The organism is Ruminococcus flavefaciens, from assembly GCF_900108555.1.
Classification (GTDB): domain Bacteria; phylum Bacillota; class Clostridia; order Oscillospirales; family Ruminococcaceae; genus Ruminococcus; species Ruminococcus flavefaciens_P.
Window position 1 is genome coordinate 152,136 of sequence record NZ_FNWV01000004.1, and the last position, 13,557, is coordinate 165,692.

Here is a 13,557-nt window from a genome sequence, read left to right on the forward strand (position 1 = left end):
GTCCTTTGTTCTCATGTCTCTTTCAGCAGCTCATCTTCACTGTAGAACACACGGTTCAGATACAGTCCGTGAGCCATTGCCGTTCTTCCTGCCTTCAGGCGGTCTTTTGCGGCGAGGATATCAGGGATATCATCGGGAGATATTCGCTTTTCGCTGACATCTATCAGAGTCCCTGCCATTATCCTAATCATATTATACAAAAAACCGTTGCCTTTTACAAGCATTATCACAGAATCTCCACTATTTTCTATTTTGAAGGAATAAATTGTCCTTACCGTGGTTGAAACATTTGTGCAGTCAGCACAAAATGACGCAAAATCGTGAGTTCCTACGAAATACTTTGCGGCTTTGCGGGCAGCTTCAATGTCAAATTTTCGTCTGTAATGAAGCATGAGATCAGCAGCAAACGGATTTTTCGATTCGCTGCAATGCATCTTATATATATACTCCTTGCCCTTGCAGTCAAATCTTGCATGAAAGTTCTCCGCAGCGTCCTCACAGCTAAGGATAGAAATATCATCGGGAAGCTCGCCGTTCACTCCTCTGCAAAAGCCAAGACAGTTTATTTTGCTGTTTGTCTTTACATTAAAGCAGAACATATTTGCGTGGACTCCCGTATCGGTCCTTGAACAGCCTGTGATCGTAACAGGCTCATTTAGTACCTTTGAGACCTTGCTCTCAAGCACCTCCTGTACAGTTACGGCATTGCTCTGCCGCTGAAAACCGTGGTATCTCGTCCCTCTGTAAGCGATCATAACTTTCAGGTTACGCATCGTCCGCCTCCTTTTTTGCAGGATCGCTTCCATCGTAAAGAATTACTTCCGTGTCCTCGACTCTGCCGAAATCCTCCGATCTGAGTGCTTCGCTGACCTGATCGTATATCTCAGCCTTATTATTATAAGGCGAAGGTATCACTTCATTGCCTGTATTCTGCGATACAGCGGAATACATCATATGTCTGTGCCTGCGCAGTCTGCGCCGCTTTTCGCATATCATTATAAGTATTATGAGTGCAAGGCTGACTACCGTTGCCGTTACACCGAGAACAAAGCCCTCGGGCGTATACTCTATACTTATATCATGACTGCCCTTGCCTACCCTTACGCCTGTCATTGCCTGCAAAAGCTTGAAAGTCTCGACTTTTTCGCCGTCTATGTATACGCTCCAGCCCTTTTCATAGGGTATAGACAGGAACATAACGCCGTCCTCTGACGCATTTATCCTTCCGCGTATCTTGGTATCGCTGAATTTCTTTATCTCAAGCTGTTCATCGGCAAGAGCGTTGTAGGCTTTTTTGAATGTATCTTCGCTTACAGCATAGACCATAAGCTTGAAATTGCCTGATTTATGCTTTTCCGAAGAAGTTATCTTTACTGTTGAGGTACTGCCCTCCTGACCGTTACCCATAGGGAAAACTATGGGATAGCTCTCTATGAGCTTTCCGCTGTCTATGAGCTCATCATCGCACTTTATCTCAAGAGAATCGCAGGTACCTCCTGTACCGTTGGCATAGCCGTAGATGTAGCTGCCGTCGATACAGTCATAGCTGTATGTTGCGCTTCCTGTAGGCTCATCTGTGTCATTGCGGAAGGTATAATTTCCGTAGCCGTTCTTGGTAACGTCAAGGCCGTCGTACTCCGCAAGTGCAACAGGCTGGGGCGTGAAAAACTTATCCTCTATGCCCGTAGCGCGTTTTATAAGGTCGTTCTGATACTCAAAGGGATTAGCTCCGCCGTTATCCTCCATATTGAGTATATCCTCGTTTACCATAAATCCAAGCGAAAGAGGATATTTATTCTCATACAGATTGGCATTGCCTGCTGATGTCTTGTGTTCAAACACCCAATCCTCGGTATTCAGTTCGCCGTTCTTTTTGATGATGTATTTTATTCCCAGAAGTGAATTCACAATGGGAGTAGATGTCCTGTAATAAAATCTGTTTCCTGCCTCGGAAGCGTAAAGTCCGAGACGTTTGCACATAGTCGTTACAGAAACGTTTGCCGCCGATGAGAACTGCGACAATCCGCGGTATCCGTAGAGTGCGCTGTCATTGAGGGTATACGTATACGACATTTCTGTGCGGTAGAATTTGCTCTTGTCATTCTTTTTCTCATAATCGAGAAGCTGGCGTACTTCCGTTTTATTTGAGGGATAATCGTTGTATCCCGTTGTATCTACGGTACTTACGCCCATTTGCGCATTGCTTATGAACTCGCTGAATACTGCCGCAGAAAGGGCAAGTGTCATTAGCAGGTTGCGTTTTTCCTTTGTCTTGAAGGGGAATATCTTAGCTGCTATGAATATGAGCCAGAAAGCACCTACTATTATAGCAGAGCTTTTGACTGCTCCCTCAAACTTGTAATCAACGCCCTTCGACAGCTTATTCAGTATCAGTACTGTTGCCGGTGCTGCTATCATAAGAACTAACTGGTATATCTTTATACCCCTGCTAAGTATGATATCGTACGCTCTGAATGCTGCCGTTGCAAGCACGAAGCAGAATATGAATGCAAATCTGTACGGTATCTGATTGGTGAAATGGAAGCCGTGCCAGATATAATTCAGCAAATTCATATTACAGCTCACGACTATTATGGCAAGCATTGAAAGTGCAGCTATCTTTTCCCGTATCTTTATGCCGAATGAGAACACGAACACGCCGAAAAGCAGTACCGCCAACATTCCGCAGGCGAAATTCGGGAGTCCGTCTACCTTTGTGGGAGCATTATAGGACAGGAGGTTTGCGAATATCTTTTTCCAGTCCTCGTAATAGCTTATCTCCTTTGGCATATTGTTGTTTACGCTGTAGGTAAGCTTCAAGCCGTAATATGCAGGCAGCAGCATGAAGCCGCCGAGTCCTATGCCAAGCACTGACGAACGTATCATCAGGAACAGCTTTCTGAACCAGTCCTTTACACCCTTACACTCGATGATGCTTGCGGCTGCAAACATAAATACCGAGAAAATACAGGTAAAATAGCCTATATAGTAGTTGGATATAAGGGAAAGTGCCAGTGCGAATGTAAATATTTTCCATTTTCCCTCGCGGCAAAGTGCAACTATGCCCAGCATTGCAAGGGGGAAAAGCGCAACGGTATCGAACCACATCACGTTCCAGTAGTAGCCCAGCGTATAGCTGCAAAGTGCATACATTACCGAGAACATACATATGGAGAAGTCCTTACGCTTGAAGGTATATCGCAGGAACGAGCTGAAAAATGCACCTGCAAAGCCTATTTTCGCACATAGTATGAATGTCAGCGCGTCGCGTACATGGTCATCGTCAAAGAGTACCGACAGCCAGTTCAGCGGACTTGCCGCATAATACGAAATAAGCGACAGGAAATTTGTGCCCATGCCGTTTTCCCACGAATACAGGAACGAACCGCCGCTGACCAGCTTTTCGCGCACTACCCTGAAAAACGGATAGTACTGATGCCACAGGTCTACTACAAGTATCTGCCTGTCGCCAAAGGGGTGAACTCCGTATACGCCGAATGCGTAAACCATAATGGAAAACGGGATAAGGAACGAAAGCAGGAAGTACAGGACTCCCTTTTCGTACAGTATCCTGTGAAATTTGCCTTTTCTGAACCGCTCAAGCCTTCTGCGCCTTGCGGCTCGTCTTTCTTCTTTGTCCATCTTTATCCTTTCTCGCGTTCCGCTCAGAATAACCTGCCGAGTACTATTACAAGCACAAGGAAAAATACGGTCACTGCAAGGGCTATATAATCCCTTGGAGCGGACTTGAGCTGTCTCAATCTTGTTCTTCCCTCACCGCCGTGATAACAGCGGCACTCCATAGCTGTTGCAAGTTCGTCCGCACGTCTGAATGCGGATATGAACAGCGGAACAAGTATGGATATGAGGTTCTTTGCTCTCGTTGTGAAGCTTCCTGTGTCTATCTCTGCGCCTCTTGCCTTTTGTGCTGACATTATTTTATCTGTTTCTTCTATCAGTGTCGGTATAAAGCGAAGTGCGATCGACATCATCATTGCAAGCTCATGCACAGGGAATTTTATCTTTCTCAGCGGCGAGAGCAGCCGCTCTATGGCGTCTGTCAGAGTTATAGGTGATGTTGTATATGTCAGAACAGAGCTTCCCATAACGAGAAGAACTATCCTTACTATCATGAATATGCTGGTCTCCAGTCCCTTATCGGTTATTTTCAGAAATTTCCATTCCCAGAGCACATCGCCCGTGGTCATAAGGAACAAATTCAGCAAAGCCGTTATGATAAGGAATATCAGCAGTGGTTTCACGCTCTTGAAGAACATTTTAAGCGGTATCCGCGAAAGGAGTATCACTCCGAATGTAAATACCGCGCCCACTGCAAGGCAGATGTAGTTTCCGCCAGAAAACAGCATTATGATATACAGAAATGTTATTACGATCTTAAATCTCGGATCCAGCTTATGTATGATACTGTCTCCCGGGAAGTACTGTCCGATAGTTATATCTCTCAGCATCGGCTTCCCCCCCGTTCTTTAAGATGTTTCAGAAGCAGGTCACGGGCATACCCTACGGTATAGACTTCCTTGCCGAAGTCAAGTCCCCTGCGCCTGAGCTCTCCGAAAACTTTCGTTATCTGGGGAACGTCAAGTCCTATCTGCGATATCTCATCAGCTCTTGCGAATACGTTCACCGTCTCATCATAGCAGAAGAGCTTAGCCTTGCTCATTACAAGTATCTTGTCGGCAAATGCAGCTATATCCTCCATGCTGTGAGAAACTATGAGTATGGTATTCTTCGTGCGCTCATGGTAGCTTTTGATATGGCTCAGTATCTTGTCTCTGCCCGCAGGGTCAAGTCCTGCCGTAGGCTCATCGAGTATGAGTACTCTCGGCTCCATAGCCATAACGCCTGCTATTGCAACACGGCGTTTCTGACCGCCCGAAAGATCAAAGGGCGAACGTTCAAGAAGCTCCTCTGAAAGTCCGATATCATGGGCAGTTTCGTATACGCGGCGTTTTATCTCGGCATCGTCGAGCCCCATATTCTTAGGACCGAAAGCGATATCCTTATATACAGTCTCCTCGAATATCTGGTATTCGGGGTACTGGAATACAAGTCCTACCTTAAAGCGCACATTGCGTATCTTATCCTTGTCCTCCCATATATCCTTACCGTCAAGGAGCACCTTTCCAGATGTTGGTCTGAGAAGTCCGTTGAAATGCTGTATGAGCGTGGATTTGCCTGAGCCTGTGTGTCCCATTACGCCCACCATTTCGCCCTCTTCTATTTTTAAGCTCACATGGTCTACAGCTGTCTTTTCAAAGGGAGTACCGATGCTGTATGTGTATGTGAGCTCCTGTGTTTCAAGGATAGCCAATTCTATTCTCCTTTTCTTTCCTGTAAGCAGCCGAGCTGCTTATTCTGCAAAAAGCTTTTCTATTGCCGCAACACACTCTTCCTCCGAGATTATCTCGGGAGAGATATCGCAGCCTGCTTTTCTTAATTCCCACGCAAGCTCTGTGACCTGCGGTACATCAAGCCCTATGGCTTTAAGCTTATCTACCTGTGAAAATACCTTTTCGGGCACATCGTCAAGGACTACCATGCCCTTATCCATGACCACAACACGGTCGCAGTCCGCAGCCTCATTCATGTAATGAGTTATGAGGACTATGGTTATGCCCTGTTCGCGGTTCATGCGGTGTATGGTCGCAAGGACTTCCTTTCGTCCCTGCGGATCCAGCATAGCTGTGGGCTCGTCAAGGATTATGCACTTGGGCTGCATGGCGATAATGCCTGCGATAGCCACTCGCTGCTTCTGACCGCCCGAAAGCTGGCTTGGCGAATGGAGTCTGTACTCATACATACCAACAGCTTTAAGGCTCTCGTCAACTCGTCTGCGCATCTCCTCGTAAGGTACGCCGAGATTTTCAAGGGCGAAGGCTACGTCCTCCTCGACTATTGACGAAACTATTTGGTTATCGGGGTTCTGGAACACCATGCCTGCACGCTGGCGCAGGTCAAACAGCTTTTCCTCGTCCTTTGTGTCTATGCCGTCCACCGTTACTGTACCCTCTGTGGGGAGCAGTATGGCGTTCAGATGTTTTGCAAGGGTGGATTTTCCGCAGCCGTTGTGCCCAAGCACCGCTACGAACTCGCCCTTTTTTATGTCAAGGTCTATGCCCTTGAGTACCTCGACGGGCTTCTTTTCCTCGTCATCGGACTCGTAGGCAAAATGGAGACCTTTTATTTCGATTATATTTTCCATATTTATCCCTGTTCTTTAAGCAAGACTTAAATTAGTCGCTATCTGTAAAGCTTCTTCCATTGTACCTGCATTGATTCCAACTGTATATGCAGTTTTTTCATCAACAAAATAATACACCGTCAAAGAAACTACATCACTTTTAAAGAATTTTTTATCAAGTATTATATATATCTGATGCCCGTCAGACTCTGATACATATACTTCATCAGCAAAGTCGAATTCGCCGCCCTTTGCTTTGATCGCTGTTTCAAATGCTTCCGCATTTTCATCAGTCTTATCAGCACTTGTAATAGAAAGTGCCGCCTTCAAAAATGAAAGCCTTGTGCCGTTATACTCTATACCGAGTTCCGAAAAAGCCTGTCGGACCTTTTCTTCACTTGTGTCGGGATTTAATGCGCTGAATAATACTCCGCCATCGTATTCTACGGCAGCTGAAGTTGTCAGGTACAATCCTTTGGTCTCATCGCCAAATCTCCTCATACCCGGATCAGCATTAAGCTCCTCCACACCTGAAGGAACACGGATTTTAAGACCGTCAACTGTCAATTCTTTCCAATCGTCCGGAATATCGCACTTTTCGGTCGGCTTGGCAGTCATATCTGCTTTTTCAACAGCAGCTCTTTCCGAAATATCTTTCATCAGCTCGCCTGCCGATACTTCGATAGTTGTTTCTGCGTTAACGCCCTCCGAAGAAGTGCCTTTTTCCTTTTCGCCGCATGATACTGCGGTAAATACCATTGCCGCAGCAAGTGCTATCAATGTTTTTTTCATATTATATCCTTATTTCTTTAAAGCTTCTATTTCCGCAGGTGAGGATACCACAGGCTTGCCGTCTTTGTCCACAAGTACGCAGAGACCTGCTCCATAGCCGTCCTTGCGAAATAAATAGTTGACTCCTGTTACCTTATCCACAAATATCTCGGATAATGACAGCTTGCCCTGTGAGTATATCTTGACAAATCTTTCGTCTTTTCCCATAATTATTTCTCCTATATCATGTTATCAAGTTTATACAGTATTTATGTCGCGGAACGCCGAGGGTTACTCCCTACAGTGTAGGGAGATGTCAGCAAAGCAGACAGAGGGGCGCGGCTCCTGTTGGGAGGCGTTCCCTACATTTTGTATCGTTATTTGCGGACTGCCAAAGGCAGCCCCTACAGTTTGCTATTTTTAGTTTGTCGGTCATTAGCGGGCGAACACTGTTCGCCCCTACAAGCATATATCAATAATATGCCGTAAACGATGTACGATCATCAATTTTAATGATCGTTAGCGAGTTTACGAGCGTCAACGTGGCAAGGGTGCAGCGTCACGCTGCTGCCAGATGGCGGTGGAACCGCATGGGAGCGTCATTCCTGTGGACTTTACGGGAAGTCCTATCTCGTCAAAGCTTACGCTGCCGCCGAATTTATCAGTAAGGACTGTTCCCAGTATATATCCCATTACCGAGGGAGAAAGTCCTGTAGTATAGCTGTTTATCAGGAAGAACAGCGGATCATCAGAAAGGACTCCCGAACACAGCTTCACAAGGTCGTATACGCAGTTTTCAAGCTTCCAGACCTCGCCTCCCGGACCTCTGCCATAGCTTGGCGGATCCATAACTACCGCGTCGTACTTGCGTCCGCGGCGTATCTCTCGCGCTATGAACTTCTCACAGTCGTCCACTATCCAGCGTATGGGCTTTTCGGTAAGTCCGGAAGCTGCCGCATTGTCTCTCGCCCACTGCACCATGCCCTTTGAAGCATCAACATGGCATACGGAAGCACCTGCTGCTGCACAGGCAAGAGTTGCTCCGCCAGTGTAAGCGAACAGATTGAGAACATTTATCTCTCTGCCTGCGTTGCGAATCTTATCTGCCATAAAGTCCCAGTTTACAGCCTGCTCGGGGAAAAGTCCCGTATGCTTGAAGCCTGTGGGACGTATATTGAAGGTAAGCTCGCCGTAGCTGATATTCCAGCTTTCGGGCAGTCTCTTACGGAATTCCCACTTGCCGCCTCCCTGATTTGAGCGGTGATAGTGACCGTCAGCGTTCTTCCACAGCGGATCGGTGCGTTCGGTATTCCATATTATCTGCGGATCGGGACGCACAAGGCTCACATTGCCCCATGTTTCCAGCTTTTCACCGCCTGATGTATCCAATATCTTATAATCTTTCCAGTTATTTGCTGTTCTCAAAGTAAATGCTCCTTATAGAATTGTCTGCGCTCAGACATTGTATGCGCAGCTTTCCTTGATGTGCTGTGCGATATCCACAGCCATATCGTTTATGCGTCCGAAATCGCTGCCTTCAACGAGTATGCGCACGATAGGTTCTTTTCCGCTTTCGCGCACCATTATCCTGCCTTCGCCGCAAAGCTCCTTATCGTATCTCTCGATAAGCTCGGTTATGCTGTTTTCGTTTTTCCAGAGTTCCTTGTAATGCGGATGTATCTTCACATTCAGCTTTACCTGCGGATATGCAGGCATATTCCCTGCAAGTCCGCTCAGCTTTCCGCCGCTGTTTTTCAGTATCTCCAGCAGCCGCGCACCTGCCAGCTGTCCGTCGCCTGTACGGGCTTCATCAAGGAAGATGATATGTCCGTTAGGCTCGCCGCCGAGCTTGTAGCCACATTCCAGCATACGCTCAAGTACATACCGCGTACCTGCTCCCGAGCTTACAAGCTTTATATCATGTGCAGCCGCATACTTTCTCAGTCCGAGACTGCTCATTGCAGTCACAACTGCCGTATCCTTGTCCAGCAGCCCCTTGCTCTTCATATCCTCTGCAAATATGGCAAGGAGCCTGTCGCCGTCTATCATGCAGCCCTGCTCGTCTACAGCTATGCATCTGTCTGCATCGCCGTCAAAGGCAAGTCCGCAGTCGCATTTGTTTTCAACGATATACTCCATAAGATGCTGCACATGGGTACTGCCGCAGTCCTTGTTTATATTAGTGCCGTTTGGCTTATCTGCTATGACAAGCACCTCAGCACCAAGCTCGGAAAAGAGCTTTTCCGCAGTATATGCCGCACAGCCGTTAGCGCAGTCGACCGCGACTTTAAGTCCGCTCAGATCTGTAGAAACAACAGCTTTTATATGGTCTATGTACTCTCTGACGGCATTTTCACCGTGTAAGATACGCCCTACATTCTCGGGCTCACTGAGCTTTATCTCATCTGAGGGCGAAAAGACCAGACGCTCTATCTCGTCCTCGGCTTCTTCCATAAGCTTGTATCCCTTTGCAGAAAACAGCTTCAAGCCGTTATATTCGGCACTGTTATGGCTGCCCGATATCATTATTCCACCGTCAGCCTCATGCAAGCCTATGAGATAAGAAAGTGCAGGCGTAGGGACGATCCCCAGCAGCTCTGCATCTGCACCTACCGAACATATACCTGCACATACCGCAGCTTCCAGCGCATCGGAGGAAACTCTCGTATCCTTGCCAACGAGTATTTTAGTTTTAGACCCGTCCTTTTTCGCAAGCACCAGCGCAGCAGCTCTTCCTGTCTGCATTGCCAGTTCGCAGGTGAGGTCGGTCACCGCAATACCTCTCGGACCGTCAGTTCCGAATAATTTAGCCATTGAATAGTCTCCCTTTGTAAGTTCAGAGTTAAGTATCGAGTATCCGCAGTCTTATACTATCTTGTAGACTGCGATGGGTCTGCGTGTACCTATTATCTCTTCAAGTGTCTGGCATACAGGCGCATAAGTACAGCTGTTGTACCTGTTGTACACACGTATGCCACCGCTGTTCTCTCTTGTACAGAATACGGTGTGTATTGAAGATAAAAACGGTATCTTAGTCCAGAATGTGATGATAAAAGCTTTCGCATCATCAGGGGATTTCACCTTCTCGAAGCTTGCATCGAAATAATTCAGTGCTTTTCCGAGACTGAAGGCGTTACAGCCAAAGAAGCCCATGAGTACGCGGAAACGCTCCATATAATAGGCTACATCTTTTATCTTCTGAGGTTTTTTCAGATATACCAACGCGTTATGCACGGCGATAACTTCACAGCCGTTGAAGCTCATAAAGCATACGCCGTAGCGCAGCTTTGAAACAGCTCCCTCCCCCTGACCGTTTATCATCTGACCAAAGGGAGGCTGCTCGGTAATTTCGGAATTGTATTTAAAGTTATATTCGCTTGATCCTTTTATCAACATTTTTCTCATCCCCCAGTCCCGTAATACGGGAAAATGTCAAAAGGTCATCTGTCCTTCATCTGCTGCTGCCTGCTCGGGTGGGACTATGCCGAGATGCTCATAGGCAAGCCTTGTGGCAACTCTTCCTCGCGGAGTCCTTCCAAGAAAGCCCAGCTGCATAAGAAACGGCTCGCAGATATCTTCGAGAGTAACGCTTTCCTCGTTGATAGCCGAGGCAAGTGTCTCAAGTCCAACAGGTCCGCCGCCGTATCCTTTGATTATCATTTCAAGCATACGCCTGTCAAGTCCGTCAAGTCCGAGAGCGTCGATATCAAGTCTGCTGAGAGCTATTGAGGCTATCTCCTGAGTTATCTGTCCGTTGCCCATTACATCGGCAAAGTCGCGGACTCTTTTCAGCAGACGGTTCGCTATACGCGGTGTGCCTCTTGCTCTGCCTGCTATCTCGGCAGCTCCGTCGCTCGTACATGGTATGCCAAGTATCATGGAGCTTCTTCTTACGATGTCCGTAAGCTGCTCATTGGTGTAAAGTTCAAGTCTCTGTATTACGCCAAATCGGTCACGGAGAGGAGCTGAAAGCTGTCCTGCTCTCGTTGTTGCGCCGATAAGGGTGAATGGTTTCAGGTCCATGCGTATGGAACGCGCAGACGGACCTTTGCCGATGATGATATCTATTACTCTGTCCTCAAGAGCGGGATAAAGTATCTCCTCTACCGCACGGGAAAGGCGGTGTATCTCGTCAATGAAAAGCACATCGTTGTCCGAAAGACTGGTGAGGAGCGAAACAAGATCGCCGGGCTTTTCAATTGCAGGGCCTGTGGTCACACGGAGATTTACTCCAAGCTCATGGGCGATTATAGACGAAAGAGTAGTCTTTCCAAGTCCGGGAGGTCCGTACAGCAGCACATGATCGAGAGGTTCGTTCCTGCGCTTTGCAGCTTCGATATATATGGCGAGGTTTTCCTTCACCTTGTCCTGTCCTATATACTCGTGGAGCGTCTGCGGACGCAGACTTATTTCAACATCGCTGTCCTCCGTGGTATTTTCGGGAGTTATTATTCTGGGAGCGAACTCCATATCCTCTGTCTGTATCAAAAAAACACCTCTGAATTATTTCTCGAAAAATCTCTTCTTGCGAACGTAGAAAGGCTCGACAGTCTCCGCAGCCTTTTTGCCCATGTCCTGTTCATAGCTGATAAAGCAAAGATGCTCGTTGGCTTTTACGGTCTTTGAAAGATACTTTGAAAGCGGCACAAAGAGCTTTCTCGTACTTCCCATCATATCGAGAACAATGAGTATCTGCGGATTTTCGCAGCCCTTTATCATCTCCATGATGAAGGCTCTGTCAACATTGGGCTGCTTTGAAAGGAATTTTGTGGCAGCCTTTATTATATGGTTCACTTCATGCTCGCAGGGACGATAGTTTATGATATCCGCTTCGTTGTAGGAGATCGCCTTTATCTTGAGATTTCGGGCTATCATAAGGATACTCTTTATCTCGCGCGAAGAGAACTCCTTGCCGTAGGAATTAGGGTTCAGCACGGCAGATACGGACTGTATAAGATCGAAAAGTCTCAGACAATTTATCTTGTAGCAGTCAACATATCGCTTTGCAAACTGCTGTAATGCGCGATAGCTTGTGAAAAAAGGGATAAACAGATCGCCGTCGGGGTTCTGGGTAGTTACCAGCTCGAGCTGTATACCGCCCTCTGAACGATCACGCTCCTGCTTTACGGGGTTCTTGCAGATGACATAGACGTCGCTTTTTATGAGAGTCTGCAAAAACAATGAACGTTTTGAAGGGTCTTTTATTGCTGCTTTCAGCAATTCGTCAAGATTCATCATAACAGTAACCATCCTATCTTCTATATTTTAGCGCATATTCTTTGCTGCCATTAACCGCAGTGTTTCCTTTATGAGCTCCTGTGTGCTCAGCGCGGGATCGAGCTTTCCCAGTATGGGAGCTGCCTCGCCCTGAGAATAGCCAAGCACCATGAGAGCTTCGAGAGCTTCCGATACGGACGATGATGCGCCCTCTGACGGTATATTTGCAAACTGTGCGGCATCACTGCTTATGCTGCCGCTGATAGATTCTGAGGATATCTTGTCCTTGAGTTCGAGAACTATCCTCTGTGCAGTCTTTGCACCTATACCCTTTGTCTTTGTGAATGCCTTGCTGTCGCCAGAAGCAACAAGAAGTGCAAATCTTTCGGGGCTGACATCTGAAAGTATGGAAGTTGCCGCCTTCGGCCCTACTCCCGATACCGATATCAGCAGCTTGAAGCAGCTGAGCTCCTGCAAAGTTGCAAATCCGAAAAGCTCCACCACATCTTCCCTTACGTAAAGGTAAGTGTAAAGCATTTCCTCGCTTCCGATCTCGCCGAGCCTTGAAACGGTATTGTATGAGGTCTTGCAGCCGTATCCTACGCCGCCGCACTCTATCACCACAAAACCAAGCTCCTTGACCGTAAGCTTTCCTCTTACACTGTATATCATATCTCTCTGTTCCTTTATCTGAAATCAAATCTTGTACTGTGTCCGTGACAAATGGCTATAGCAAGAGCATCCGCAGCGTCATCGGGCTTCGGTATCTGCGCCAGTCCGAGAAGCTGTCTCGTCATTTCCATTACCTGCTTTTTCTCTGCCTTGCCGTAGCCCACTACCGACTGTTTTACCTGTAGCGGCGTATATTCCGATACGGGTATATTTCTTGTAGCTGCCGAAAGCACGGTTATCCCCCTTGCCTGAGCAACATCTATAGCCGTTTTCTGGTTGGTTGTGAAGTAAAGACGCTCCACCGCCATACAGTCGGGCTTGAATTTATTGAAGATAAACTCGATATCTTCATGTATAGCCTTTAAACGTTCGGGGAACGGCGTTCCTGCCTCGGTAAGTACTGCTCCGTATTCCACGGGAGTAAACCTTATGCCGTCATAATCAAGAACACCAAATCCGACTATTGCATAACCCGGGTCTATGCCCAGTATTCTGATAGTTTTCAATATTTTTTACCTGTTAGTTCGTTAAAAAGTTCACATGGATATAGCTTCTCACTATATTCTATATCATTATACCACAGGTCAAGTGTATTTTGCAATATATTTACCTGCTTTTTATTGATTTCTACAAAAAAAAATGATATAATATGTAAGGTATATCAATATGGGGAGTTAGCCGTTTGGCTTATAACT

At 46.8% G+C, this 13,557-nt stretch carries 14 protein-coding genes; all 14 read right to left on the reverse strand.

The window, feature by feature from the left end; all coding sequences use genetic code 11:
- Positions 1-11: 11 nt before the first annotated feature.
- The 14 genes from truA to ruvC all read right to left on the reverse strand — a co-directional run bounded on the left by truA (position 12) and on the right by ruvC (position 13,359).
- Positions 12-773 (reverse strand): tRNA pseudouridine(38-40) synthase TruA, encoded by a 762-nt coding sequence (gene truA / locus BLW60_RS07395; protein WP_074715912.1) that lies wholly within the window; start codon positions 771-773, stop codon positions 12-14.
- Positions 766-3,642 carry a YfhO family protein gene (locus BLW60_RS07400; protein WP_074715914.1) on the reverse strand — a complete coding sequence of 959 codons (2,877 nt, stop codon included), beginning with the start codon at positions 3,640-3,642 and terminating at the stop codon, positions 766-768. Before BLW60_RS07400 ends, truA begins: the two co-directional genes overlap by 8 nt.
- Positions 3,643-3,665: 23 nt before the next feature.
- Positions 3,666-4,469 carry an energy-coupling factor transporter transmembrane component T family protein gene (locus tag BLW60_RS07405; RefSeq protein ID WP_074715917.1) on the reverse strand — a complete coding sequence of 268 codons (804 nt, stop codon included), beginning with the start codon at positions 4,467-4,469 and terminating at the stop codon, positions 3,666-3,668.
- A complete protein-coding gene (locus tag BLW60_RS07410) occupies positions 4,463-5,332 on the reverse strand; it encodes an energy-coupling factor transporter ATPase (protein ID WP_074715919.1) in 870 nt (289 codons plus the stop codon). The genes BLW60_RS07405 and BLW60_RS07410 overlap by 7 nt, the downstream gene beginning before the upstream one ends.
- Before the next feature lie 39 nt (positions 5,333-5,371).
- Positions 5,372-6,223 carry an energy-coupling factor transporter ATPase gene (locus BLW60_RS07415; RefSeq protein WP_074715921.1) on the reverse strand — a complete coding sequence of 284 codons (852 nt, stop codon included), beginning with the start codon at positions 6,221-6,223 and terminating at the stop codon, positions 5,372-5,374.
- A 15-nt stretch (positions 6,224-6,238) separates the two neighbouring features.
- On the reverse strand, positions 6,239-6,994 hold the full coding sequence (locus BLW60_RS07420) for a hypothetical protein (protein ID WP_074715922.1): 756 nt from the start codon (positions 6,992-6,994) through the stop codon (positions 6,239-6,241).
- Between the two features lie 9 nt (positions 6,995-7,003).
- Positions 7,004-7,201 carry a DUF6440 family protein gene (locus tag BLW60_RS07425; protein ID WP_028517851.1) on the reverse strand — a complete coding sequence of 66 codons (198 nt, stop codon included), beginning with the start codon at positions 7,199-7,201 and terminating at the stop codon, positions 7,004-7,006.
- 309 nt (positions 7,202-7,510) lie between these two features.
- A complete protein-coding gene (locus BLW60_RS07430; protein ID WP_074715924.1) occupies positions 7,511-8,398 on the reverse strand; it encodes a class I SAM-dependent methyltransferase in 888 nt (295 codons plus the stop codon).
- Positions 8,399-8,428: 30 nt separating this feature from the next.
- The gene (gene glmM / locus BLW60_RS07435) at positions 8,429-9,787 is read right to left on the reverse strand and encodes a phosphoglucosamine mutase (RefSeq protein WP_074715925.1); all 1,359 of its coding nucleotides are present in this window, start codon (positions 9,785-9,787) and stop codon (positions 8,429-8,431) included.
- Positions 9,788-9,838: 51 nt separating this feature from the next.
- Positions 9,839-10,369 carry a hypothetical protein gene (locus BLW60_RS07440; protein ID WP_074715928.1) on the reverse strand — a complete coding sequence of 177 codons (531 nt, stop codon included), beginning with the start codon at positions 10,367-10,369 and terminating at the stop codon, positions 9,839-9,841.
- A gap of 36 nt (positions 10,370-10,405) precedes the next feature.
- Positions 10,406-11,443: a Holliday junction branch migration DNA helicase RuvB gene (ruvB, locus tag BLW60_RS07445; RefSeq protein ID WP_074716187.1), complete on the reverse strand. Its 1,038-nt coding sequence runs from the start codon at positions 11,441-11,443 to the stop codon at positions 10,406-10,408.
- Positions 11,444-11,476: 33 nt separating this feature from the next.
- Entirely contained in the window at positions 11,477-12,211 is a 735-nt protein-coding gene (locus tag BLW60_RS07450; protein ID WP_242872844.1) for an enhanced serine sensitivity protein SseB, read from the reverse strand.
- Between the two features lie 27 nt (positions 12,212-12,238).
- Complete coding sequence (gene ruvA / locus BLW60_RS07455) at positions 12,239-12,862, reverse strand: Holliday junction branch migration protein RuvA (RefSeq protein ID WP_074715929.1); 624 nt, start codon at positions 12,860-12,862, stop codon at positions 12,239-12,241.
- A 14-nt stretch (positions 12,863-12,876) separates the two neighbouring features.
- Entirely contained in the window at positions 12,877-13,359 is a 483-nt protein-coding gene (gene ruvC / locus BLW60_RS07460; protein WP_074716193.1) for a crossover junction endodeoxyribonuclease RuvC, read from the reverse strand.
- Between the last annotated feature and the right edge of the window lie 198 nt (positions 13,360-13,557).

Excerpts from the sequence above, each read along its gene's own strand:
- BLW60_RS07440 (WP_074715928.1), bottom strand. The coding sequence starts at position 10,369 with ATGTTGATAAAAGGATCAAGCGAATATAACTTTAAATACAATTCCGAA.
- BLW60_RS07405 (WP_074715917.1), bottom strand. The coding sequence starts at position 4,469 with ATGCTGAGAGATATAACTATCGGACAGTACTTCCCGGGAGACAGTATC.
- ruvA (WP_074715929.1), bottom strand. The coding sequence starts at position 12,862 with ATGATATACAGTGTAAGAGGAAAGCTTACGGTCAAGGAGCTTGGTTTT.
- BLW60_RS07400 (WP_074715914.1), bottom strand. The coding sequence starts at position 3,642 with ATGGACAAAGAAGAAAGACGAGCCGCAAGGCGCAGAAGGCTTGAGCGG.
- BLW60_RS07415 (WP_074715921.1), bottom strand. The coding sequence starts at position 6,223 with ATGGAAAATATAATCGAAATAAAAGGTCTCCATTTTGCCTACGAGTCC.
- BLW60_RS07450 (WP_242872844.1), bottom strand. The coding sequence starts at position 12,211 with ATGATGAATCTTGACGAATTGCTGAAAGCAGCAATAAAAGACCCTTCA.
- glmM (WP_074715925.1), bottom strand. The coding sequence starts at position 9,787 with ATGGCTAAATTATTCGGAACTGACGGTCCGAGAGGTATTGCGGTGACC.
- BLW60_RS07425 (WP_028517851.1), bottom strand. The coding sequence starts at position 7,201 with ATGGGAAAAGACGAAAGATTTGTCAAGATATACTCACAGGGCAAGCTG.
- truA (WP_074715912.1), bottom strand. The coding sequence starts at position 773 with ATGCGTAACCTGAAAGTTATGATCGCTTACAGAGGGACGAGATACCAC.
- BLW60_RS07420 (WP_074715922.1), bottom strand. The coding sequence starts at position 6,994 with ATGAAAAAAACATTGATAGCACTTGCTGCGGCAATGGTATTTACCGCA.
- ruvB (WP_074716187.1), bottom strand. The coding sequence starts at position 11,443 with ATGGAGTTCGCTCCCAGAATAATAACTCCCGAAAATACCACGGAGGAC.